The organism is Streptomyces sp. NPDC001594, from assembly GCF_042893675.1.
In the GTDB taxonomy this organism is placed as follows: Bacteria; Actinomycetota; Actinomycetes; order Streptomycetales; family Streptomycetaceae; genus Streptomyces.
The window spans coordinates 20231-42064 of record NZ_JBIAVB010000022.1 but is presented as its reverse complement, the minus strand read 5'-3'; the positions used below and the strand labels follow the sequence as shown (position 1 = coordinate 42064).

Below are 21834 nucleotides of genomic sequence, written 5' to 3'. Positions count from 1 at the left end.
GTGTCGTCCGCGCGGCGGGCACCACTACTGGGTTCAAGTCTCGCTCAGCGCCCGGTGAGGCGCTTGGCGTCGGCCAGGTGGGCGGTCAGCCGGTCCTGGATGCGCACGGTGGCCGCGTCCAGCGCGGTCCGCGTACGGCGGCCCGCGCCGTCCCCGGCCTCGAAGGCGGAGCCGAAGACGATGTCGACACGGCTGCGCAGCGGCGGCAGGCCCTTGACGAGCCGGCCCTCGGCGTCGGTGCTGCCGAGGACGGCGACCGGCACGATCGGGGCGCCGCTGCGGACCGCGAAGTAGGTGAGGCCGGCGCGCAGGGACGCGAAGTCCCCGTCGCCGCGGGTGCCCTCGGGGAATATCCCCAGGGCGCCGCCGTTGCCGAGGACCTCCAGGGCGCGGGTGACCGCGGTCCGGTCGGTGCCGGAGCGGTCCACCTTCACCTGCCCGATCCCTTCCAGGAAGGGACCGAGGGGCCCGACGAACGCCTCCTTCTTGATCAGGAAGTGCAGCGGCCGGGGGGCGGTCCCCATGACCAGGGGTCCGTCGATGTTGTGGGAGTGGTTCACGGCCAGGATCACGGGGCCGGTGGCGGGTACCTTCCAGGCACCCAGCACACGCGGCTTCCAGAGCCCGTACATGAGCCCGATTCCGATGCGTCTGCCGACCGCCGCACCCTTGGGGGAGGGCGTATCGCTCACGTGCCCCGCCGCTCTTCCACCAGGGTCACGACGCACTCGATGACCTGGTCGAGGGTGAGCTCGGTGGTGTCGACCTCGACGGCGTCGCCGGCCTTGGCCAGCGGGGAGGTCTTGCGGCCGGAGTCGGCGGCGTCCCGCTTGATCAGGGCTTCCTTGGTGGCGGCCAGGTCGGTGGCCTCCTTGCCGCGCAGTTCGCCGCTGCGGCGGGCGGCGCGGGCCTCGGCGGAGGCGGTCAGGAAGACCTTGAGGTCGGCGTCGGGCAGGACGGTGGTGCCGATGTCCCGGCCCTCGACCACGATCCCGTCGGCCTCCGCCGCCGCCTCGGCGGCGATGGAGCGCTGGAGCTCGGTGATCAGGGTGCGCACCTCGGGGACGGCGCTGACGGCGCTGACCTTGGAGGTGACCTCCTGGGTGCGGATGGGGCCGGAGGCGTCCTGGCCGTCCACGGTGATGGTGGGCGCGGAGGGGTCCGTGCCGGAGACGATGGCCGGCTTGCCGGCCGCGAGGGCGATCGCCTGCGGGTCGTCGGTGTCGACGCCGTTGGTGATCATCCACCAGGTGATGGCCCGGTACTGGGCACCGGTGTCCAGGTAGCGCAGCCCGAGCTTGGCGGCCACGGCCTTGGAGGTGCTGGACTTGCCCGTGCCGGAGGGACCGTCGATGGCGACGATCACGGCGGACGGAGCTGCGGATTCCACGGGGCGGGCACCTTCCTGGTTGCGCGTACGTGTCCGGGCGCGCCAAGAGCGCCCCTCACCAGGTTACCGGGCCCCGGAACCCCCCTGTCCCGGCCCCACGGCCGGGCCGGCCCGCGACGGCCCCGCCCCCGGCCCCGCCGGCAGCGGGCCCGCGCCGGGACTACTGCTGCCGCAGCGCCCAGCCCCGTTCCCGCAGCTCGGCGGTCAGGGCCCCGACGGCCCGCGGTTCCACCATGAGCTGGACCAGACCGGCCTGCTGGCCCGTGGCGTGCTCGATCCGCACGTCCTCGATGTTGACCCCGGCCCGGCCGGCGTCGGCGAAGATCCGGGCCAGCTCGCCGGGCTTGTCGCTGATGAACACCCCGACCGTCTCGTAGGCCATGGGGGCCGCGCCGTGCTTGCCGGGGACGCGGACGCGGCCGGCGTTGCCGCGCTTGAGGACGTCCTCGATGCCGGCGGCCCCGCCCCGGCGCTTGGCCTCGTCGGCGGACTGCAGGCCGCGCAGCGCCTCCACCGTCTCCTCCAGGTCGGCGGCGATGCCGGCCAGGACGTCGGCTACGGGGCCGGGGTTGGCGGAGAGGATCTCCACCCACATCCGGGGGTCGGAGGCGGCGATCCGGGTCACGTCGCGGATGCCCTGCCCGCACAGCCGCACCGCCGTCTCGTCCGCCTCCTCCAGGCGGGCGGCGACCATGCTGGAGACCAGCTGCGGGGTGTGCGAGACCAGGGCGACCGCCCGGTCGTGGGCGTCGGCGTCCATCACGACGGGCACGGCCCGGCACAGGGCGACGAGCTCCAGCGCGAGGTTCAGCACCTCGTGGTCGGTGTCCCGGGTCGGGGTCAGCACCCAGGGGCGGCCCTCGAACAGGTCGGCGGTCGCGGCCAGCGGGCCGGAGCGCTCCTTGCCGGCCATGGGGTGGGTGCCGATGTAGGCGGAGGTGTCGGTGCCCAGGGCGGCGAGCTCGCGGCGCGGCCCGCCCTTGACGCTGGCCACGTCCACGTAGGCGCGGGCCAGTCCGCGTCCGATGGCGTCGGCCAGGGCCGCGGCCACGTGGGCGGGCGGCACGGCGACGATGGCGAGGTCGACCTGGCCCTCGGGGGCGTCGTCGGTGCCGGCGCCCAGGGCGGCGGCGGTACGGGCCTGCGCGGGGTCGTGGTCGACGAGGTGGACGGAGATCCCGCGGGCCGTCAGGGCGAGCGCCGCCGAGGTGCCGATCAGTCCGGTTCCGATGACGACGGCGGTTCTCACGGGGCGCTCCAAGGGGATCACGTAACGACGGGCCGGGCCTGACTCAGGGTAGCCACTCGGTACCCCGGAAGGGCCCGGCGGTCCGCCCTGTGGACGGGGCCGGGCCCTGGTGGCCGCTCTCGACGCGGGTCAGAGGTTCTGCTGCCGGATGATGTCCTCCAGCGATCCCGAGGGCACCTGCCCGTTCGGGGTCAGCTGGTCGACCACCTGGGGGAGCTGCTGGGCGATCTGGTCGGCCGCCTCCTCGGGGCTGACCCCCGCCTGCTGGGCCACCTCCCGGAGGGCGTCGTCCGGGAGGGCCCTGGCGACCTGCTCCCCGCTGACGGGCTGGTTGTCGCCGGTGCCGATCCAGGACCGGGCCTGGTCGGCGAGGCCGGCCTTGCCGAGCATGTCCAGCAGGCCGCCGAGGGGGTTGTCCGCGCCGCCCGCCCGGCCGCCGCCGGCTCCGCCGCCGCCCAGGAGCGCTCCCATCAGGGAGCCGAGGATGTTGCCGCCTCCGCCTCCGCCGGCGCCCGCCGCGCCGCCGCTGCCGCCCTGGCCGCCGCCGAGGAGTCCGCCGAGCAGGGAGCCGAGGTCGTTACCCGCCATGGTCCTGTGCCTTTCGAGGGGGTTTCGGGACACGGACAATGTCACCCGGATCATCCCGTACCGCCACCTGGCGCACGGGTGTCGGCGCCGGTGCGGTAGAACCACCGGCATGATCTTCCACATCGTCCCGCTCGCCGACTGGAGCGCCGCTCCGGAGCTCCCGTACGCCCCCGCCTCGCTCGCCGCCGAGGGGTTCGTCCACTGTTCGGCGGACCGGCCGACCGTCCTCGCCATCGCGGGGTCCCACTACCGGGAGGTGCCGGGCCCGCTGCTCGCCGTGGAGCTCGACGAGGCGGCCCTGGCGGCGGAGGTCCGCCGGACCGGCCCCGAGGACCCGTATCCGCACGTCCACGGGCCGTTGAACCGGGAGGCCGTGGTGCGCGTGTGGGAGGTCGTACGCACGCCCGGCGGCGGTGCGGCGGAGCTGGCCCCCTGGCACCCGGGCGGGTGAACCGGAGTGGCGGGCTTCAATCGGAGCCCGGCACGCGCCAGGATGCTCCTCGCCAACCCCTGCCACCGACGAATCACGGAGCTCCCATGACCGAGTCACAGACCGCCCGGCGCACGGTACTCGCGGCCGGGGCGGCTGCCCTGGCGGGCGGCACGCTCGCCGCCTGCGGCGGCGGCGACAAGAAGCCCGCCACCGAGCCGGCGGGCCCGTCGGCCCCGTCCGCCGCCGCCTCCGCACCGGCCTCGTCCCCGATGGCGTCCGCCCCGCCCCAGGCGGCGAAGCCCCTCGGGGACTCCTCGAAGGTGCCGGTGGGCGGCGGCACGGTCCTCAAGGAGGCGAAGCTGGTGGTGACCCAGCCGACGGCCGGGTCCTTCCGGTGCTTCTCGGCGGTCTGCACCCACCAGGGCTGCCTGGTGGACAAGGTCGCGGACGGCACCATCGACTGCCCCTGCCACGGCAGCAAGTTCCAGATCGCGGACGGTGCGGTGGCCCACGGCCCGGCGACCCGCCCGCTGGCGGAGCAGCAGATCAAGGTGGCCCCCAACGGCGAAATCTCGCTCGCCTAGCCCCGCTCCGCCCGCCTACCCTCCCCCGCATGGACGACCTCACCCTGGTCCGGGACCACACGATCTACGCCTGCGTGACGGGCTCCCGCGCCTTCGGGCTGGCCACGGAGGCGAGCGACACCGACCGGCGCGGTGTCTTCCTCGCCCCCACGCCCCTCTACTGGCGGTTCGACAAGCCCCCCACGCACGTGGAGGGGCCGCGGGAGGAGGAGTTCTCCTGGGAACTGGAGCGCTTCTGCGAGCTCGCGCTGCGCGCCAACCCGAACGTCCTGGAGTGCCTGCACTCGCCCCTGGTGGACCGGATCACCCCGGTGGGAGAGGAACTCGTCTCCCTGCGGGACGCCTTCCTCTCCCGCCGGGCCCACGCCACCTTCACCCGCTACGCGGCCGGCCAGCACCGCAAACTCGTCGCGGACGTCCGCCTCCACGGCGCCCCCCGCTGGAAGCACGCCATGCACCTGCTGCGCCTGCTCCTGTCCTGCCGCGACCTGCTGCGCACGGGCCGCCTGGACGTCGACGCCACCCCGTACCGCGACCGCCTCCTGGCGGTGAAGCGGGGCGAGCTGACCTGGGAGGAGGTCGACACCTGGATGACCCACCTGACCCAGGAGGCCGAAACCGCCCTCACCACCACCCCCCTCCCACCCGACCCGGACCTCCCCCGCGTCGCGGACTTCCTCCACCGCACCCGCCGTGCGTCGGCCCTTTAGGCCGTTCACGCGTCCCAGAGGGTGCCGAAGGTCAGGAGTTCCTCGCGGTACTCGATGCCGCCCTCCCAGTCGCGGGGCCAGGCGGCCGCGCCGAGGTGGGCGCCCGCGAAGGCGCCGGCCAGGCAGGCGAGGGAGTCGGAGTCGCCCGCCGTGCAGGCCGCGCGGCGCAGGGCCAGGAGGGGTTCGTCCGGGAAGAGCAGGAAGCAGTGCAGGGCCGTGGCCAGGGCCTCCTCGGCGATCCAGCCCTCACCGGTGGCCAGGCAGGGGTCGGTCTCCGGGGAGGGAGTGCGCAGGGCCGCCGTGAGCCGGTCGAGGGCGGCCAGGCACTCGTCCCAGCCGCGGGCGATGAAGGACTCCGGGGAGGCGTCGGAGGCGGTGCGCATCCAGAGGTCGCCGAGCCAGCGCTCGTGGTAGCGGGTGCGGTTCTCCAGGGCGTACGAGCGCAGCCGCCCGACCAGGCCCGTCACCTCGGTGCCCTGTGCCAGGAGGTACACGGCGCGGGCGGTCAGGTCGGAGGCGGCCAGCGCGGTGGGGTGGCCGTGGGTGAGGGCCGACTGGAGCTGGGCGGCGCCGGCGCGCTCCTCGTCCGTCCAGCCGGGGACCAGGCCGACGGGTGCCACGCGCATGTTGGCACCGCAGCCCTTGGAGCCGGTCTGGGAGGCGTCGCGCCAGTCCCGCGCCGGGTCGTCCAGCAGGCGGCAGGCCACCATGCAGGTGCGGCCGGGGGCGCGGTTGTTCTCCGGGGAGTGGTACCAGTCGACGAACTCCTCGCGGACCGGCCGGGCCAGCCGCAGTGGGCCGACGCGGCCGCGCTCGGCGGCCGTCCGTATCCCGCGGGCCAGGGCCAGGGTCATCTGGGTGTCGTCGGTGACGATCGCCGGGCGGGGCAGCGGCATCCGCCGCCACGGGCCGGTCTTGGCCAGGATGGACGGGACGTCGTTGAACTCGGTCGGGAAGCCGAGGGCGTCGCCCAGGGCCAGGCCGATGAGGGCGCCGGTCGCGGCGCGCTTGGGGGCGGTCACGGGGTCGGTCCTTCCGTGGGTCGCAGCAGGGGCGGGTGGAGGGTGGTCGCCGGTCCGGCCCGGTAGAGGGCGGCCGGTTTGCCGCGGCCGCCGGTGAGCCGGGCGGCCCCGGGCACGGCTTGGACGAAGCCGGGGGTGGCCAGGACCTTGCGGCGGAAGTTGGGGCGGTCCAGGGCGGTGCCCCAGACGGTCTCGTAGACGGCCTGGAGTTCCCCGAGGGTGAACTCGGGCGGGCAGAAGGCGGTCGCGAGGCAGGTGTACTCCAGCTTCGCGCCCACCCGCCGGCGGGCGTCCCCGAGGATCCGGGCGTGGTCGAAGGCGAGCCCGGCGGCCTCCCCGACCGGCACCCAGCGCGCCCGGTCGGCGTCGCCGCCGCCCTCCTCTGCCGGTTCGGGCATGTCGGGGACGAGCGCGGTGAAGGCGACGGACACCACCCGCATCCGGGGGTCGCGGTCCGGTTCGCTGTAGGTGCGCAGCTGCTCCAGGTGCAGCGCGCCGACCAGCTCGGGCGGCAGGCCGGTCTCCTCGGCGAGCTCGCGCAGCGCCGCCGTCTCCGCGGACTCCCGGGGCAGCACGAAGCCGCCGGGCAGCGCCCAGGCCCCGGCGTACGGCTCCTGCCCGCGCCGGATCAGCAGCACGTGCAGGGCGCCGCCGCGCACGGTGAGCACCGCCAGGTCGACGGTCACCGCGAACGGCTCGAACGCGCGCGGGTCGTAGGGCGCGGGGGCGGGGGCGGCGTCCGGTCCGGGCACGCCCCCGGCCGGGCCGGGGTGCGCCGCGCCGCCGCCGCCGGCTCCGGCGCCCGGTCCGGCGCCCGCCGCCCGGCCCCGGTCGCCATGGTCCGCCGCCCCCGCCGCCCGGCCGGTCATCGGCGCTCCGGGAGCGGCGCGGTGAAGTGCCGGCCCTCGGCCAGCAGGCCGTCGACGGCGGCGACGGCCTGCTCCAGCCGCGCGCGCCGGTCGCCGCCCACGACCAGGAAACGCCTGCCCGTGCGGGCGAGTTCCCGCCGGAAGCGGGCGGTCATCCAGGGTCTGAGCTCCGGCCCCTCGCGCAGCCCGTCGTCCTCGAAGGGGACCCCTTCGTGGTCCGTCAGCAGGTACAGGTCCCGTCGGGTCCGCGCGGCGATCGCCTCGACCTCGCGGTTGCGGCCGCCGGCGTAGCGCTCGTGCCAGATGCCCGTCGCGAAGGAGTCGGTGTCGCAGAACAGCACCGGCGAGCCGAGCCGGGCGGCCCGGTCCTCGTTCTCGTCCTGCCGGCGGGCGATCACCGGGAACTCCCGCGAGGCGAAGGTCATGTGCTCCCAGGAGGCCGCCGGGTCCACGGCGCGGGCCGCGGCCAGCTTCTCCTCGCTGTACTGGCGCCCGTACTCGGCGACCCAGCCGGTCTTCGCCCACACCCCGCCGCGCCGCCGGTAGTGCGCGGCGAGCTCCCGCGAGAGGGTCGTGGTCCCGGTGGACTCGGCGCCGAGCACGACGACCCGCCGGGTCAGCGCCGCCCGCACGGCCGGCCCCAGGAACTCCCAGCAGCCGGCCGGGTCCGCCCGTACGGCCGTCCCGGAGACGGGGAACAGGCTGCGCGCCGGGTCCACGAGGACCTCCTCGGCGCCGAAGCGCCGGGCGAGCTCGGTCCCGTACTCCTCGGAGGTGAAGACGGCGTCCACGGGCCGGCCCACCGCCGCCCGGAAGATCGCCATGTGCGCCTCCCAGACCGCCGGGTCGTGCAGGTCGACGGGGACGTCGTCGACCGCGCCGACGACGTCCGCGCGGGGGTGCTCCTCGCGCATCCAGGCGACCCGGTCGGCGAGCGGCACGGACTCCACCGAGGCGGCGCACACCAGCACGGTCAGCCGCTCGCACTGGTCCTGGGCGGTGCGCACGAGGTGGTGGTGGCCGGCGTGCGGCGGGTAGAACTTGCCGAGCACCAGCCCGTGCCCGTACCGCCCGCGGGCGCTCACGCGGCCGCTCCCGCGGCCGCCGCCGTACGGACCGCGCGCGCCGGCAGCGCCCGCCGCCAGCCGACGTACCCGGCCACGCACAGGGCGAGGAAGCCCACGTAGAGGACCGAGGTCAGGTAGAGCCCCTTGTAGGCGTACAGCGGGACGTAGACGAGGTCGGCGGCGATCCACAGCCACCAGGACTCCAGCAGCTTGCGGCACTGCCCGTAGGTGGCCATGAGGGACAGGGCGGTGGTGAGCGCGTCCCAGAAGGGGACGGTGGAGTCGCTGACCCGGCCGAGGAGCAGGGTCAGCGCGGCGGTCCCCACCGCCCCCGCCGCGAGCAGCCAGAGCCATTCGGCGCGCGTGGTGCGGCGCACCGGCAGGGCCCCGGCGGTTCCTGGTCCACCCCCGTGGGTCCAGGACCACCAGCCGTACGCGGCGAGGGCGATGAAGACGATCTGCAACCCGGCGTCGGCGTAGAGGCCGGCCTGGGCGAACAGGACGATGAAGAACACGTTGTTGGCGATGCCGACCGGCCAGTTGGCGACGTGCTGCCGCGCCACCAGCCAGACGCACAGGGCTCCCGTGGCGAAGCCGAGGATCTCGGTCCAGCTCATGTACCAGCCCATGGGGCCACCCGCTCCCTTTAATAGTCAGGTTGACTATAAACAGGCCGGGTGCGCTCCGGCAAGAACCCGTCCGGGAACGCGGAAGCCCGCGGTGCCGAGGGCACCGCGGGCTTCCGTACGGGGGTGTCGGGGACGGCTAGAGGCCGACCTCGCGCATGAGCATGCCGACCTCGGTGTTGGTCAGGCGGCGCAGCCAGCCGGACTTCTGGTCGCCGAGCTCGATCGGGCCGAAGGCCGTCCGGACGAGCTTGTCGACCGGGAAGCCGGCCTCGGACAGCATGCGGCGGACGATGTGCTTGCGGCCCTCGTGGAGGGTCACCTCGACCAGGTAGTTCTTGCCGACCTGGTCGACGACGCGGAAGTTGTCGGCACGGGCGTACCCGTCCTCCAGCTCGATGCCGTCCTTGAGCCGCTTGCCGATGTCGCGCGGCAGGGAGCCGGTGATCGCGGCGACGTAGGTCTTCTGCACGCCGTACTTGGGGTGCGTGAGGCGGTGGGCCAGCTCACCGTGGTTGGTGAGGAGGATGATGCCCTCGGTCTCGGTGTCGAGCCGGCCGACGTGGAACAGGCGGGTCTCGCGGTTGGTGACGTAGTCGCCCAGGCACTGGCGGCCGTCCGGGTCCTCCATGGTGGAGACGACGCCGGCCGGCTTGTTCAGCGCGAAGAACAGGTACGACTGGGTGGCGACGGTCAGGCCGTCCACCTTGATCTCGTCCTTCGGCTGGACGCGCTTGCCCTGCTCGGTGACGATCTCGCCGTTGACCTCGACACGGGCCTGCTCGATGAGCTCCTCGCACGCGCGGCGCGAGCCCATGCCGGCCCGGGCCAGCACCTTCTGCAGCCGCTCGCCCTCCAGCTCGGCGCCGGGGAAGGTCTTCGGGGTCTTGATCACCGGCTTGTCGGCGTACCGGTCGCGCACCCGCTCCTCGATCCGCGCGTCCAGCTCGCGGGGGCGGGACTGCCCGCTGCGGCTGCCCGGACCGCGGCGCGGGCCGCCGGCGCCACCGATGCCGGGGGTCTTGGAGGTCCGGGGACCGCCCTTGGCGCCACCGCGCGCCGCCGCGCCGCGGGCGCCGCCGCTGCTGCGCTCGCCCTCGGGGCCCACGTCGTAGCGGCGCTCCTCGGGGCGCGGGTTGCGGGGGCGCTGGGGCGCCTGGTCGCGGTCACGGTCGCGCGGGCCGCCCTGGCCGCCGCCGGAGGAGGAGCCGCGGTAGCCGCCGCCGCTGCCCGAGCCGCCGCCACGGTAGCCGCCGCCGCTGCCCGAGCCGCCGCCGGAGCCGCCACGGTAGCCACCGCCGCTGCCGCCGCTGCCGCCGCGGTAGCCACCGCCGCCGGAGGAGCCGCCGCCGCGGGCGCCACCGCGCCCACCGCCGCCACCGCCGCCGCTGTTCCTGTTGCCACCGTTGCCGTTGCCGCTGCTTCGCATCAAATGTCCGTCGTCTTGTCGTCGTCTACGTCAGTGTCCGGTGCGTCCGGATCGAACGACGGCACACCTTCTTGCGTCTCGGCTTCGATCGCGTCCGCCTCGGGGAGGAAGGGCGCGAGCTCCGGGAGCTCGTCCAGGCCGCGCAGGCCCATCCGCTCCAGAAAGTAGTTCGTCGTCCTGTACAGGATCGCACCTGTTTCGGGTTCCGTGCCCGCCTCGGCCACCAGACCCCGCTGGAGCAGGGTCCTCATGACCCCGTCGCAGTTCACCCCGCGGACCGCCGAGACCCGCGAACGGCTGACCGGCTGGCGGTACGCGACGACCGCGAGGGTCTCCAGGGCCGCCTGGGTGAGGCGGGCCTGCTGGCCGTCCAGGACGAAGGCCTCGACGGCCTCGGCGTACTCGGGCCGGGTGTAGAACCGCCAGCCCCCGGCGACCTGCCGCAGCTCGAAGCCCCGGCGCTGGACGGTGTACTCGTCGGCGAGGGCGGCGAGGGTGTCGGCGACCTCACGGGGGGTGCGTCCGAGCACCTTGGCGAGGTGCTCGGCGGTCGCGGGCTCGTCCACCACCATCAGGACGGCCTCCAGCGCCCCCTTGAGCTCCCTGGGCTCCACGAGCTCCATCAGTCCCGTACCTCCACGACTCGGTCGAACTCGTCGGTCACCGTCGGCATGCCGTCGCCGTCCCCGCCGCACCAGCGGACGGTCAGGGTGAGCAGGGCCTCCTCCTGGTCGAGGGCGACGGCCTTCTCCCGGTAGAGCTCCAGGAGCGCCAGGAAGCGGGCCACGACGGTGAGGGTGTCCGGGGCGTCCTCGGTCAGCTCCCGGAAGGTCGCCTCGCCGCGCGCCTTGAGCAGGCGTACGACGAGACCCGCCTGCTCGCGGACGCTGACCAGCGGGGCGTGGATGTGGTCGACGTAGACCTCTGGCTTCGCCCGGGGCTGCATGGCCTTGACCGCGAGGCGGGCGAGCCCGTCGGCACCGATGCCCAGGACCACCTCGGGCAGCAGCTCGGCGTGGTGCGGCTCCAGGCCGACGGTCCGGGGGAAGCGGCGGCCCTCGTCGGCGGCGCGGTGCTCGAAGATCTCGGCGATCCGCTTGTAGGCCCGGTACTGGAGCAGCCGGGCGAACAGCAGGTCCCGGGCCTCCAGCAGCGCGAGGTCGGCCTCGTCCTCCACCTCGGCGGCGGGCAGCAGCCGGGCGGCCTTGAGGTCGAGGAGGGTGGCGGCGACCACGAGGAACTCGGTGGTCTGGTCGAGGTCCCCGTCGGGGCCCATGGCGCGGATGTGCGCCATGAACTCGTCGGTGACCTTGGAGAGGGCGACCTCGGTGACGTCGAGCTTGTGCCGGGAGATCAGCTGGAGCAGCAGGTCGAAGGGGCCCTCGAAGTTGTCGAGCCGCAGGGTGAACCGGCCGTCGCCTCCGGCGGGGGGCTGGGAGGAGGCGTCAGCGGCCTCGGAGGCCGCCGGGGCCGCGTCGATGCCGCCCGGGGCCGCCGGGGCCGCAGCGGGCGCCTCAGCGGGTTCCTGCGGGGTGCCGGGGCCGCGCCCCAGGGGCCGGCGGGCGGGGTGGTTGGGGGGCATGCGGATCCAGGGTGGTGCGGGGTCGAACGGCCCAGCCTAGGCCCTGGCCGGGCGTTTCCGGCCCACCGTGGCCCGGGGACGGCGCCGCTGCGCGGCGCCTCCCGGGGGCTCCGCCCCCAGACCTCCCCCAGCTACCGCTGGGGGTGCCCCCAGCGCCTCGAACGCCGGCGGGACCGGACGGCCGGCAGCGGCTAGCGGCCACGCAGGCGGCGGACCAGGATGCTGGCGTCGCCGCGCGACTCCAGGTCCGCCAGGACGACCGCGACCGCCTCGCGGACGATCCGGCCCCGGTCGACCGCGAGCCCGTGCTCCCCGCGGAGCACCAGCCGGGCGTGCTCCAGGTCCATGAGCTCCTCGGCGGAGACGTAGACCGTGATCTTCTCGTCGTGCCGCTCGCGCCCGCTCGGCCGGCGGTTCGCGCCCCGGCCCTGGCCCTTGCCCTGCCGGGGTCCGGCGCCGGCAGAACCTTCCTGCGGCCTGCGCTGCGCACCCACCCCCGGGCCGTCCCCGGTGGTCCTCGCCGTTCCCTCCGCCGGTGCGGCGGCCACCGCGTGCTCCGTACCGCCGCCCGCCGCCGGCGACGCCTCCTCGGCGCCCCGCCTCGGCGAGGACGACTGGAGGGCCATCCCCCCGGTCGTGCGGAACAGTTCGTCGGCTCCGGGCAGACTCACTCGGCGGGACACCGGGCGAGCACCTCCCTGGCCAGCTGGCGGTAGGCGGCGGCGCCGACGGAGTTGGAGGCGTACGTGGTGATCGGCTCGCCGGCGACCGTGGTCTCCGGGAAGCGCACCGTCCGGCCGATGACCGTGTGGTAGACGTGGTCGTCGAAGGCCTCGACGACGCGCGCCAGCACCTCGCGGCTGTGCACCGTGCGGGAGTCGTACATGGTGGCGAGGATGCCGTCGAGCTCCAGCTCCGGGTTGAGCCGCTCCTGGACCTTCTCGATGGTCTCGGTCAGCAGCGCCACGCCGCGCAGGGCGAAGAACTCGCATTCCAGCGGGACGATGACCTTGTGAGCCGCCGTCAGGGCGTTCACCGTCAGCAGGCCCAGCGAGGGCTGACAGTCGATCACGATGTAGTCGTAGTCGTTCATCAGCGGCTTGAGCGCCCGCTGGAGCGTCGACTCGCGCGCGACCTCGCTGACCAACTGCACTTCGGCGGCGGACAGGTCGATGTTGCTCGGCAGCAGGTCCATGTTGGGGACCGCCGTCTTGAGCAGCACCTCGTCGGCCGACATGCCCCGCTCCATGAGCAGGTTGTAGACCGTCAGGTCGAGTTCCATCGGGTTCACGCCGAGGCCCACGGACAGCGCGCCCTGCGGGTCGAAGTCGACGAGCAGCACGCGGCGCCCGTACTCGGCGAGCGCGGCGCCCAGGTTGATGGTCGACGTGGTCTTGCCGACGCCGCCCTTCTGGTTGCACATCGCGATGATCTTCGCCGGACCGTGGTCGGTCAGCGGGCCCGGGATCGGGAAGTACGGCAGCGGACGCCCGGTCGGGCCGATGCGCTCGCGGCGCTGGCGGGCAGCGTCGGGCGCGAGGGTGGCCGCGTACTCGGGGTCGGGCTCGTACTCCGCGTCGGGGTCGTAGAAGTGCCCCTCGGGCACCTGGTCGTAGTCGGCGAAACCAATGGGCGCATCGCCGCTGTGGTCGCCGGCCGTGGAGTTCACGTCTAGGCCGTCCATGCTCTTTTGGGGCGTCGTCATGTGCTGGTGGTTTGCGAAGGTGCGGACCGCGACGGAGCCGACAGCTTCGAGCCCGGCGGAACTCTGGGTCCCCTCGGGCGTCCCTGCTCGACCACCCCCAGGAGCAAATGTCGACTCATTCACAAGTCGTCTTACCTCCTCGGACGTGACCAGGACACTTATCGATAGGTCAGCGTTGCACCATGCCGACGGTTGGCGACTCTATGGCGTGTCACCGCCCAGCGGCAACACAATCCGCCGGACCCGGCACGATGTGTCGGTAACCGAACACCACTCTGTCAAGGGCGTGCGCGCCGCCGCTGTGAAGTTTCACGGGTGCGCGAAAGGGTTAAAGGGTTACGTTCGAGGCGAGTTGAACGGCCTGGGCGGCCGGTCCGCAAACGCGTCCGGCCGGACCTTGCGGGCAAGGTCCGGCCGGAGACGTGAGATTGACGTCAGTCGTTGACGGTTCAGCCGAGGAGCGCGCTGAGCTCGACGGACTCGAGGTTGTGGGCCTCGGCGACGGGGCCGTAAACGACCTTGCCGTCATGGGTGTTGAGGCCCAGGCCGAGCGCCGGGTCACGACGGAGCGCCTCGACCCAGCCGAGGTTCGCGAGCTGCACGATGTAGGGCAGCGTGGCGTTGGTCAGCGCGTAGGTGGAGGTGTTCGGCACCGCGCCCGGCATGTTGGCGACGCAGTAGAAGACCGAGTTGTGGACCTGGAAGGTCGGCTCGGCGTGGGTGGTCGGACGGGAGTCCTCGAAGCAGCCGCCCTGGTCGATGGCAATGTCGACAAGGACACTTCCGGGCTTCATCTTGGCGACGAGCTCGTTGGTGACCAGCTTCGGGGCCTTCGCACCCGGGATCAGTACGGCGCCGATGACGAGGTCGGCCTCGACGACGGCCTTCTCCAGCTCGTAGGCGTTGGAGACGATCGTCTTGATCTTCGTGCCGAAGATCTTGTCGGCCTCGCGGAGCTTGTTGATGTCCTTGTCGAGCAGGGTCACGTGGAAGCCCATGCCGATGGCGATCTGCGCCGCGTTCCAGCCGGAGACGCCGCCGCCGATGACCACGCACTCGCCGGCGTGGGTGCCGGGGACACCGCCCGGGAGGACGCCGCGGCCGCCGGCCGAGCGCATCAGGTGGTAGGCGCCGACCTGCGGGGCCAGACGGCCCGCGACCTCGGACATCGGGGCGAGGAGCGGCAGCGCGCGGTTGGCGAGCTCGACCGTCTCGTACGCGATGGCGGTGGTGCCGGACGCCAGCAGGGCGTCGGTGCACTCGCGGGAGGCCGCCAGGTGCAGGTAGGTGAAGAGGGTCTGGTCCTTGCGGAGGCGGTGGTACTCCTCCGCGATCGGCTCCTTGACCTTCAGCAGCAGGTCAGCGGTCGCCCAGACCTCGTCCGCGGTGCCGAGGATCTCGGCTCCGGCGGAGACGTACTCGGCGTCCGTGATCGAGGAGCCGACACCGGCGTTCTGCTCGATGAAGACCTGGTGGCCGTTGCGGACCAGCTCATGCACACCGGCGGGCGTGATGGCGACCCGGAACTCGTTGTTCTTGACCTCGCGGGGGATGCCGACCTTCATCGTCGATCACGGTCCTTGACTCAGGGGATGTTACCGGGCACTTCCATACATACCCGCCCACAAGAACGCGCAACGGGATGCACCACTGGATGTCGTGGTGAAGCCAGTCTAATGAAGGATGAGTCGCTGTCTAGCCTTGCAAACCAATAATTTCAGTCCGAGACACTGCGGATTTCGCAGGCTGCGGGGTCGTCTCCCAGCAATCTGTCGGCCGCCGACCGGTGCAGTCGGGCCGCCGCCGGGTCGCCGAGCCGGTCCAGCGTGTCGGCCAGCCGGACCTGCAGCGCGGCCTGCAGCCGCACGTCCCCGCCGCGGCGCGCGAGCTCGATCGCCTCGCGGCAGGTGTGCAGCGATTCCTCGGGCCGTCCGGCGTACTCCTGAATGCGCGCCATCTCGCTCAACGCCTTTGCCTGCCCCGGGACATCGGCCAGCCGGCGGTAGCCCGCGGCGGCCGCGCGCCAGCTGCGCAGCGCCTCCCCGTAGCGGCCCGCGTAGGTGTGCACGTTGCCGAGCCGCCCGTACAGCCGGGCCTCGTCGGAGCGCTCGCCGCGGGCGAGGGCGTGGGCCAGGGCTCGGCCGAACCAGTCGGAGGCCCGCGGCCAGTCCCCCAGCTCCTGGTACGCGCCGCCTACGGATTCCATCGCGCGGCCCGTCGCGTACGGGTCTTTCGCCGCCTTTCCGGCGGCCAGCGCGGCCCGATAGCGCTCCAGGGCCTCGGTGGTGCGGCCGGTCGCGGCGTCCAGGTCGGCCAGGTTCAGCAGGGCCGCGGCCTGCTCCCGGTGCAGGTGGCGGCGTTCGGCCACGCCGAGGACCAGCCGGTGCAGCCCGTACAGCTCGGGGGCGGCGGCCTCGGTGCCCCGGTGCGCGGCCAGGGCCCGGACCAGCGCGGAGACCAGTCGGCGGGCCAGGGTGTCCAGGCCGCCGTCGGCCACGGCCAGGGTCGCGGCGGCGGTCAGCGCGGGCAGCCGGGTGTCCAGCCAGGTGGCGGCGGCCCGCCGGTCGGGGAAGCGGAGGGCGCGCGGGAGCCCGTCCAGGGCCGCCCGCGCCTCGGCGGCCTCCTCCTCGGGCAGCTCGGCCACGGCCTGGCAGGAGGTCAGCAGGCGCACGGTCCGTTCCAGCATCCGGGCCCGGGCCAGCTGCACCTCGGCGGGCCGCTCCTTGGACTCCAGCAGGGACCGCAGGAGGGGCGCCAGGCAGCCGGGGAGCCGGAAGAGGCCGTCGCGGTCGTGCCGGACGAGGCCCAGCCGGGCGAAGTCCTCCAGGGTGGACTGGGCCGCGGCCACGGAGCAGCCCGCGAGGGCGGAGGCGGTGTGCGAGTCGAGGATCCCGGCGGGGGCGAGCGGCAGCAGGCGCACGGTGCGCTGGGCGGGCTGCGGGAGGGACTCGTAGACGATCCGGAACGCGCGGCCGAGCGGGCCGGAGGTGCCCGGGGGCATCTCGTGGAGCTGCTTGGCGAGGTCGGCGACGGCGGCCTTGGGGTGGGTGGCGAGCCAGCCGCCCGCCAGGGTCAGCACGGCGGGCAGGGCCCCGCACTCCTCGGCGAGGTCCTCGGCGGCGGTCGGGTCGACGGTGATCCGGGTGTCCCCGATGATCCGGCCGAGCAGGGCGACGGCGGAGCCGGTGTCCAGGCCGCCGAGGGTGCAGGGGCGCACGTCCGGGATGCCGGTGAGGGGGCCCTCGGCGGTGACGACGACCAGGCACTCGGGGGTGTCGGGGAGCAGTGCGTCGACCTGGTGGGGGTCGGCGGCGTCGTCGAGCAGCAGGATCGCCCGCCGGTTCCTGAGGGTCTCGCGCAGGGCGGCGCTGAGGTCGTCCTCGCCGGCGCCGGGCGGGGTGCGCTCCCCCAGGCCCTCCAGCAGGGTGCGGACGGCCCGCTCGGTCTCCAGGGTCTCGCCGCCGGGGGCGGTGAGCCGGACGCGGACCAGGCCGTCGGGGTAGTCGTCGGCCACCTCGCGCACGAAGGCCTCGGCGAGGGCGGTCCGGCCGGAGCCGGGGCGTCCGGCGACGAGCAGCACCCGCGCGCGGGGCGACTTGGCCTTGCGGCCGGAGAGGGTGTCGAGCCCGGTCCGCGCGATGTCCTCGCGCAGCTCCTTCAGCTCACGCCGCCGCCCGACGAAATCCGCCACGGATCCGCTCCTCTCCCTGCCTTCGGGTTGCTGAGCGTAGTTCACGCAGAGCGACGGGCCGTGTGGAGCGTGGCCCATAGATCGCCCGATCGGATCAGCGGATACCCCTATTTTCGGATGTCCCCCGGCTGTGGAGCGGAACACCGCGGCCGGGGCGGCGGGCGGGCGCGCCTCCCAGCAGCGGCTATGCCTCGTACGGGCGGGCCGGCCAGGGGGCGTCGGCCGGGCGGAGGGCGTCCAGGCCGTCGCCCGCGAGGGCCGCGGTCAGGGCGAGGACGCCCGTGACCAGGGCCGCGTTGCCGAACTCACCGGCGAGGACGCCCCGTACCAGCTCCTCGCGCTCCACCCAGGCCAGCTGCATGTCGGCCTCCTCGGAGTCGGTCTCGGCGTACCGCTCCCCGTCCGCCTCGGCCACCTCGCGGGCCAGGAAGATACGGACGGCCTCGTCGGAGCCGCCCGGGGAGGGGAAGAAGTCGGCGAGCACCCGCCACTGGGCCGCCTTGACGTGCGCCTCCTCGGCCAGCTCCCGCTGCGCCGCCCGCAGCGGGTTCTCCCCGGGGACGTCGAGCAGCCCGGCCGGCAGCTCCCACAGCCGGCGCCGCACCGGGTGGCGGTACTGGCTGAGCACCAGCACCCGCCCCTCCCCGTCCAGGGCGAGGACGCACACCGAGCCGGGGTGCGCCTGGTAGTCCCGGCGGGCCACCGAACCGTCGGGCATCCGCACCTCGTCGGAGTCCACCGCCGTCTTGGCGCCCTGGAAGGGCCGCCTGGACGACACCGTCTCCCAGCTCTCCGCGGTGTCCTTGATGCCGGTCCCGATGCCGATGCCCATGCCGATGTCCTCCACAACGCGCGACAGCCGGGGTACGGAAGATCCGTACCCCGGCTGCCTACGTTACCGAGCGTCAGCCCTGCTGCTGGCGCTCCACCGCGGCCTTGACCAGGCCCGCGAAGAGCGGGTGCGGGCGGGTCGGGCGGGAGCGGAGCTCCGGGTGGGCCTGGGTGGCCACCAGGTAGGGGTGCACCTCGCGCGGGTACTCGACGTACTCGACGAGCTTGTTGTCCGGGGAGGTGCCGGAGAAGACCAGGCCGGCCTTCTTCTCCAGCTCGCCGCGGTATGCGTTGTTGACCTCGTAGCGGTGGCGGTGGCGCTCGTCCACGTACGCCTGGTCGCCGTAGACCTCGCGCACGATGGAGCCCTCGGCCAGCTTGGCCGGGTACATGCCCAGGCGCATCGTTCCGCCCAGGTCGCCGGCGCCCTCGACGAAGGCCAGCTGCTCCTCCATGGTCGAGATGACCGGGTGCGGGGTGGAGGGCTCGAACTCGGTGGAGTTCGCCTCCTCGATGCCCGCCAGGTTGCGCGCGGCCTCGATGACCACGCACTGCAGGCCCAGGCACAGGCCGAGCAGCGGGATCTTGTTCTCGCGGGCGTAGGTGATCGCGCCGACCTTGCCGTTCACACCGCGGTCGCCGAAGCCGCCGGGCACGCAGATCGCGTCCACGTCGGACAGCTGCGCGGCGGCGCCGGCCGGGGTCTTGCAGTCGTCGGAGGTGACCCACTTGATCTGGACGCGGGCCCGGTTGGCGAAGCCGCCGGCGCGCAGCGCCTCGGTCACCGACAGGTAGGCGTCCGGCAGGTCGATGTACTTGCCGACGAGCGCGACCTTGACCTCGTGGTCGGGGTTGTGGACCCGGTCCAGCAGGTCCTCCCACACCGTCCAGTCGACGTCGCGGAAGGGCAGGTCGAGCTTGCGCACGACGTAGGCGTCGAGGCCCTCGGTGTGCAGCACCTTCGGGATGTCGTAGATCGACTTGGCGTCGATCGCCGCGACCACGGCCGCCTCGTCCACGTCGCACATCAGCGAGATCTTGCGCTTGATGGAGGTGGGGACGTCACGGTCGGCGCGCAGCACGATCGCGTCGGGCTGGATGCCGATGTTGCGCAGCGCGGCGACGGAGTGCTGGGTCGGCTTGGTCTTCAGCTCGCCGGAGGGGCCGATGTAGGGCAGCAGCGAGATGTGCACGACGAAGACGTTGTCGCGGCCGACCTCGTGGCGGACCTGGCGGACGGTCTCCAGGAACGGCAGCGACTCGATGTCGCCGACCGTGCCGCCGACCTCCGTGATGACCACGTCGACGTCGTCGGTGGCCATGCGGCGGATGCGGTGCTTGATCTCGTTGGTGATGTGCGGGATGACCTGCACGGTGTCGCCGAGGTACTCGCCGCGCCGCTCCTTGGCGATGACCTGGGAGTAGACCTGGCCGGTGGTGACGTTGGCCGAGCCGTCGAGGTCGACGTCGAGGAAGCGCTCGTAGTGGCCGATGTCCAGGTCGGTCTCGGCGCCGTCGTTGGTGACGAACACCTCACCGTGCTGGAACGGGTTCATCGTGCCGGGGTCGACGTTGAGGTACGGGTCGAGCTTCTGCATCGTGACCCGCAGGCCGCGCGCCTTGAGCAGCGCACCCAGGCTGGAGGCCGTCAGGCCCTTGCCGAGGGACGAAGCGACACCCCCGGTGACGAAGATGTGCTTGGTCGTCATGGATTTGGGCGGCATCGCCAAGAGGGGGCTCCCGTGGTCGCGAGGTGAGGTGCGTCCGGCGACTTCTCCCGTTTCCGGGGGCGCCGAAGCTGCGGTTTCGGGGTTCCTGATTCGCACAGGCAGACCACCGGTCCACGGGGTACCAGCCTATCAGCGCCCGGGACGGTCCGCCTCCGGGCGCGCTGCGCGGCGGCCCGGCCCGCGGCCCCGCGGCGCCGCCCGGCGGCAACGTTCCCCCAGGTCACCCGTTCGGCCGAGTGACATTGTCCCAATACTTAAGGAGATCACTAGGGTGCGCTCATACCTTGCTCGGATACCGCTGCACATCGCCGCCGAGCAGTCCGGCGAACGGCGTAACAACGCCGGTTCCGGCAATGTAGGACTCGACGCGGGGATCCCTGCGCACAGGAGACCGCGCGACAGCGCAATGCAAGCGCCCTTCGGGGCGGACGTGGCCGTTCGACTGGAGAGCAACGTGTCCGGGCGCATCGAGGATTACGCACTGATCGGGGACATGCAGACCGCGGCGCTGGTCTGCCGGGACGGGGCGGTGGACTGGCTCTGCCTGCCCCGCTTCGACTCCCATGCCGTCTTCGCGAGCCTTCTGGGCACCGATGAACACGGGTTCTGGCGGATCGGCCCGTCGTTCCCGCCGGGGACGGAGCCGCCCAAGGCGACCCGCCGCCGCTACCGGGGCGACTCGCTGGTGCTGGAGTCGGAGTGGGACACCCCGCGCGGGACCGTCCGCGTCATCGACTTCATGCCACCCCGCGAGGGGCACGCGCCGCAGCTCATCCGCATCGTCGAGGGGGTCAGCGGCCGCGTCCCGATGCGTTCGGCGCTGCGGATGCGCTTCAGCTACGGGCGGGTCGTGCCCTGGGTGCACAAGGTGGAGGGCCGGACGGTGGCCGTCGCGGGCCCCGACTCCGTGTGGCTCGACGCCGACGCCGACACCTACGGCAAGGACCTGACGACCTACTCGGACTTCACCGTCGCCCCCGGCGACCGGGTGGCCTTCGCCATCAGCTGGCAGCCCTCCCACCTGGGGGCCCCGCAGGCCCCCGAGGCCGAGGCGGCGCTGGAGGCCACGAGCGAGTTCTGGCGCGAGTGGGTCGACCTGTGCACGTACCACGGGCCCTACCGGGAGGCGGTGATCCGCTCCCTGATCACCCTCAAGGCCCTGACGTACGCCCCCACGGGCGGGATCGTCGCCGCGCCGACCACCTCCCTGCCGGAGGAGATCGGCGGGGTCCGCAACTGGGACTACCGCTACACGTGGCTGCGCGACGCCGCCATCACCCTCTCCTCCCTCCTGCGCACCGGCTACCGGGGCGAGGCCGCCGCCTGGCGGGACTGGCTGCTGCGCGCGGTCGCCGGGGACCCGGAGAACCTCCAGATCATGTACGGGATCGCGGGCGAGCGGGAGCTCGGCGAGACGGAGCTCGACTGGCTGCCCGGCTACGAGAACTCGGCCCCCGTGCGCGTCGGCAACGGCGCCGCCCACCAGCTCCAGCTCGACGTGTACGGCGAGGTCACCGAGGCCCTGCACCTGGGCCACATGACCGGCCTGGCCCGCAACGACTACGCCTCGGTGCTCCAGCTCAAGCTGATCCGCTACCTGGAGATCCACTGGAACGAGCCGGACGAGGGCATCTGGGAGGTGCGCGGCCCGCGCCGGCACTTCGTGCACTCGAAGGTGATGGCGTGGGTGGCCGTGGACCGCACGATCAAGCTGATCGAGAGCGGGGACGCGGACGGCCCGCTGGACCGCTGGCGGGCGCTGCGCGACGAGATCCACGCGGACGTGTGCGAGAAGGGCTACGACCCGGAGCGCAACACCTTCACCCAGTCCTACGGCTCGCAGGAGCTGGACGCCTCGCTGCTGCTGATCCCGCAGATGGGCTTCCTGCCGCCGGACGACAAGCGGGTCATCGGCACCATCGAGGCGATCCAGCGCGAGCTGTCCACCCCGGACGGGTTCATCCTGCGCTACCCGACGGCGGGCGAGGAGGCCGGCGTGGACGGCCTGGAGGGGGACGAGGGCGCCTTCCTGGCCTGTTCCTTCTGGATGGCCGACGACCTCGCGATGATCGGCCGGGTCGACGAGGCCCGCCGCCTCTTCGAGAAGCTCCTGTCGCTCCGCAACGACCTGGGGCTGCTGGCGGAGGAGTGGGACCCCAAGCTCCAGCGCCAGGTCGGGAACTTCCCGCAGGCCTTCAGCCACGTTCCGCTGATCGACACCGCGCTGCGGCTGACGGCGAGCGGGGCGTACGGGGGCTGACGTCGCGCGACGGCGCGGGTGCCCGCCTAACCTGGAGGGGTCCCATGCCCTTCTGGGGAAAGGAGGGG

Annotated in this window: 21 protein-coding genes; 4 read left to right on the top strand and 17 right to left on the bottom strand. The window is 73.4% G+C overall.

Going from position 1 to position 21834, the window contains the following annotated elements; genetic code table 11:
• Nucleotides 1-44 precede the first annotated feature (44 nt).
• The 4 genes from ACFY0O_RS33405 to ACFY0O_RS33390 form a co-directional block, all read right to left on the bottom strand.
• Nucleotides 45-728: a lysophospholipid acyltransferase family protein gene (locus ACFY0O_RS33405; RefSeq protein ID WP_388953822.1), complete on the bottom strand. Its 684-nt coding sequence runs from the start codon at nucleotides 726-728 to the stop codon at nucleotides 45-47.
• The gene (gene cmk, locus ACFY0O_RS33400) at nucleotides 689-1390 is read right to left on the bottom strand and encodes a (d)CMP kinase (protein ID WP_388953820.1); all 702 of its coding nucleotides are present in this window, start codon (nucleotides 1388-1390) and stop codon (nucleotides 689-691) included. Before cmk ends, ACFY0O_RS33405 begins: the two co-directional genes overlap by 40 nt.
• A gap of 160 nt (nucleotides 1391-1550) precedes the next feature.
• Nucleotides 1551-2639 (bottom strand): prephenate dehydrogenase, encoded by a 1089-nt coding sequence (locus ACFY0O_RS33395; protein ID WP_388953818.1) that lies wholly within the window; start codon nucleotides 2637-2639, stop codon nucleotides 1551-1553.
• 129 nt (nucleotides 2640-2768) lie between these two features.
• The gene (locus tag ACFY0O_RS33390; protein ID WP_388953816.1) at nucleotides 2769-3227 is read right to left on the bottom strand and encodes a YidB family protein; all 459 of its coding nucleotides are present in this window, start codon (nucleotides 3225-3227) and stop codon (nucleotides 2769-2771) included.
• Between the two features lie 109 nt (nucleotides 3228-3336).
• Between ACFY0O_RS33390 and ACFY0O_RS33385 the strand changes: the two genes are divergently transcribed.
• From ACFY0O_RS33385 to ACFY0O_RS33375, 3 genes are all read left to right on the top strand, one after another.
• Nucleotides 3337-3678, top strand: coding sequence for a DUF952 domain-containing protein (locus ACFY0O_RS33385; protein WP_358895087.1), 342 nt, complete (start codon nucleotides 3337-3339; stop codon nucleotides 3676-3678).
• Between the two features lie 86 nt (nucleotides 3679-3764).
• On the top strand, nucleotides 3765-4244 hold the full coding sequence (locus ACFY0O_RS33380; RefSeq protein ID WP_388953813.1) for a Rieske (2Fe-2S) protein: 480 nt from the start codon (nucleotides 3765-3767) through the stop codon (nucleotides 4242-4244).
• A 29-nt stretch (nucleotides 4245-4273) separates the two neighbouring features.
• On the top strand, nucleotides 4274-4954 hold the full coding sequence (locus tag ACFY0O_RS33375; protein WP_388953811.1) for a DNA polymerase beta superfamily protein: 681 nt from the start codon (nucleotides 4274-4276) through the stop codon (nucleotides 4952-4954).
• A 5-nt stretch (nucleotides 4955-4959) separates the two neighbouring features.
• On the opposite strand, the gene ACFY0O_RS33370 is transcribed toward ACFY0O_RS33375, so the two are convergent.
• The 13 genes from ACFY0O_RS33370 to ACFY0O_RS33310 all read right to left on the bottom strand — a co-directional run bounded on the left by ACFY0O_RS33370 (nucleotide 4960) and on the right by ACFY0O_RS33310 (nucleotide 19485).
• Entirely contained in the window at nucleotides 4960-5976 is a 1017-nt protein-coding gene (locus tag ACFY0O_RS33370; protein WP_388953810.1) for an ADP-ribosylglycohydrolase family protein, read from the bottom strand.
• A complete protein-coding gene (locus ACFY0O_RS33365) occupies nucleotides 5973-6845 on the bottom strand; it encodes an NUDIX domain-containing protein (RefSeq protein WP_388953808.1) in 873 nt (290 codons plus the stop codon). Before ACFY0O_RS33365 ends, ACFY0O_RS33370 begins: the two co-directional genes overlap by 4 nt.
• A complete protein-coding gene (locus ACFY0O_RS33360) occupies nucleotides 6842-7930 on the bottom strand; it encodes an AAA family ATPase (RefSeq protein WP_388953805.1) in 1089 nt (362 codons plus the stop codon). Before ACFY0O_RS33360 ends, ACFY0O_RS33365 begins: the two co-directional genes overlap by 4 nt.
• Complete coding sequence (pnuC, locus tag ACFY0O_RS33355; protein WP_388953803.1) at nucleotides 7927-8541, bottom strand: nicotinamide riboside transporter PnuC; 615 nt, start codon at nucleotides 8539-8541, stop codon at nucleotides 7927-7929. The genes ACFY0O_RS33360 and pnuC overlap by 4 nt, the downstream gene beginning before the upstream one ends.
• Before the next feature lie 136 nt (nucleotides 8542-8677).
• Nucleotides 8678-9967 carry a pseudouridine synthase gene (locus tag ACFY0O_RS33350; RefSeq protein WP_388953800.1) on the bottom strand — a complete coding sequence of 430 codons (1290 nt, stop codon included), beginning with the start codon at nucleotides 9965-9967 and terminating at the stop codon, nucleotides 8678-8680.
• On the bottom strand, nucleotides 9967-10590 hold the full coding sequence (scpB, locus tag ACFY0O_RS33345; protein ID WP_388953798.1) for an SMC-Scp complex subunit ScpB: 624 nt from the start codon (nucleotides 10588-10590) through the stop codon (nucleotides 9967-9969). Before scpB ends, ACFY0O_RS33350 begins: the two co-directional genes overlap by 1 nt.
• Nucleotides 10590-11549 (bottom strand): segregation and condensation protein A, encoded by a 960-nt coding sequence (locus ACFY0O_RS33340; protein ID WP_388953796.1) that lies wholly within the window; start codon nucleotides 11547-11549, stop codon nucleotides 10590-10592. Before ACFY0O_RS33340 ends, scpB begins: the two co-directional genes overlap by 1 nt.
• Before the next feature lie 191 nt (nucleotides 11550-11740).
• Complete coding sequence (locus tag ACFY0O_RS33335; RefSeq protein WP_388953794.1) at nucleotides 11741-12232, bottom strand: hypothetical protein; 492 nt, start codon at nucleotides 12230-12232, stop codon at nucleotides 11741-11743.
• Nucleotides 12217-13254: a ParA family protein gene (locus ACFY0O_RS33330; RefSeq protein ID WP_237292736.1), complete on the bottom strand. Its 1038-nt coding sequence runs from the start codon at nucleotides 13252-13254 to the stop codon at nucleotides 12217-12219. The genes ACFY0O_RS33335 and ACFY0O_RS33330 overlap by 16 nt, the downstream gene beginning before the upstream one ends.
• 449 nt (nucleotides 13255-13703) lie before the next feature.
• Nucleotides 13704-14819 carry an alanine dehydrogenase gene (ald, locus tag ACFY0O_RS33325; protein WP_358895098.1) on the bottom strand — a complete coding sequence of 372 codons (1116 nt, stop codon included), beginning with the start codon at nucleotides 14817-14819 and terminating at the stop codon, nucleotides 13704-13706.
• A gap of 152 nt (nucleotides 14820-14971) precedes the next feature.
• Nucleotides 14972-17023, bottom strand: coding sequence for a tetratricopeptide repeat protein (locus ACFY0O_RS33320; protein WP_388953791.1), 2052 nt, complete (start codon nucleotides 17021-17023; stop codon nucleotides 14972-14974).
• Between the two features lie 106 nt (nucleotides 17024-17129).
• Nucleotides 17130-17777 (bottom strand): NUDIX domain-containing protein, encoded by a 648-nt coding sequence (locus tag ACFY0O_RS33315; RefSeq protein ID WP_388953789.1) that lies wholly within the window; start codon nucleotides 17775-17777, stop codon nucleotides 17130-17132.
• 73 nt (nucleotides 17778-17850) lie between these two features.
• Nucleotides 17851-19485 (bottom strand): CTP synthase, encoded by a 1635-nt coding sequence (locus ACFY0O_RS33310; protein WP_358895100.1) that lies wholly within the window; start codon nucleotides 19483-19485, stop codon nucleotides 17851-17853.
• 427 nt (nucleotides 19486-19912) lie between these two features.
• Here ACFY0O_RS33310 and ACFY0O_RS33305 point away from each other — a divergent pair, with 427 nt between their 5' ends.
• Nucleotides 19913-21766 carry a glycoside hydrolase family 15 protein gene (locus tag ACFY0O_RS33305; protein WP_358895101.1) on the top strand — a complete coding sequence of 618 codons (1854 nt, stop codon included), beginning with the start codon at nucleotides 19913-19915 and terminating at the stop codon, nucleotides 21764-21766.
• Nucleotides 21767-21834 lie beyond the last annotated feature (68 nt).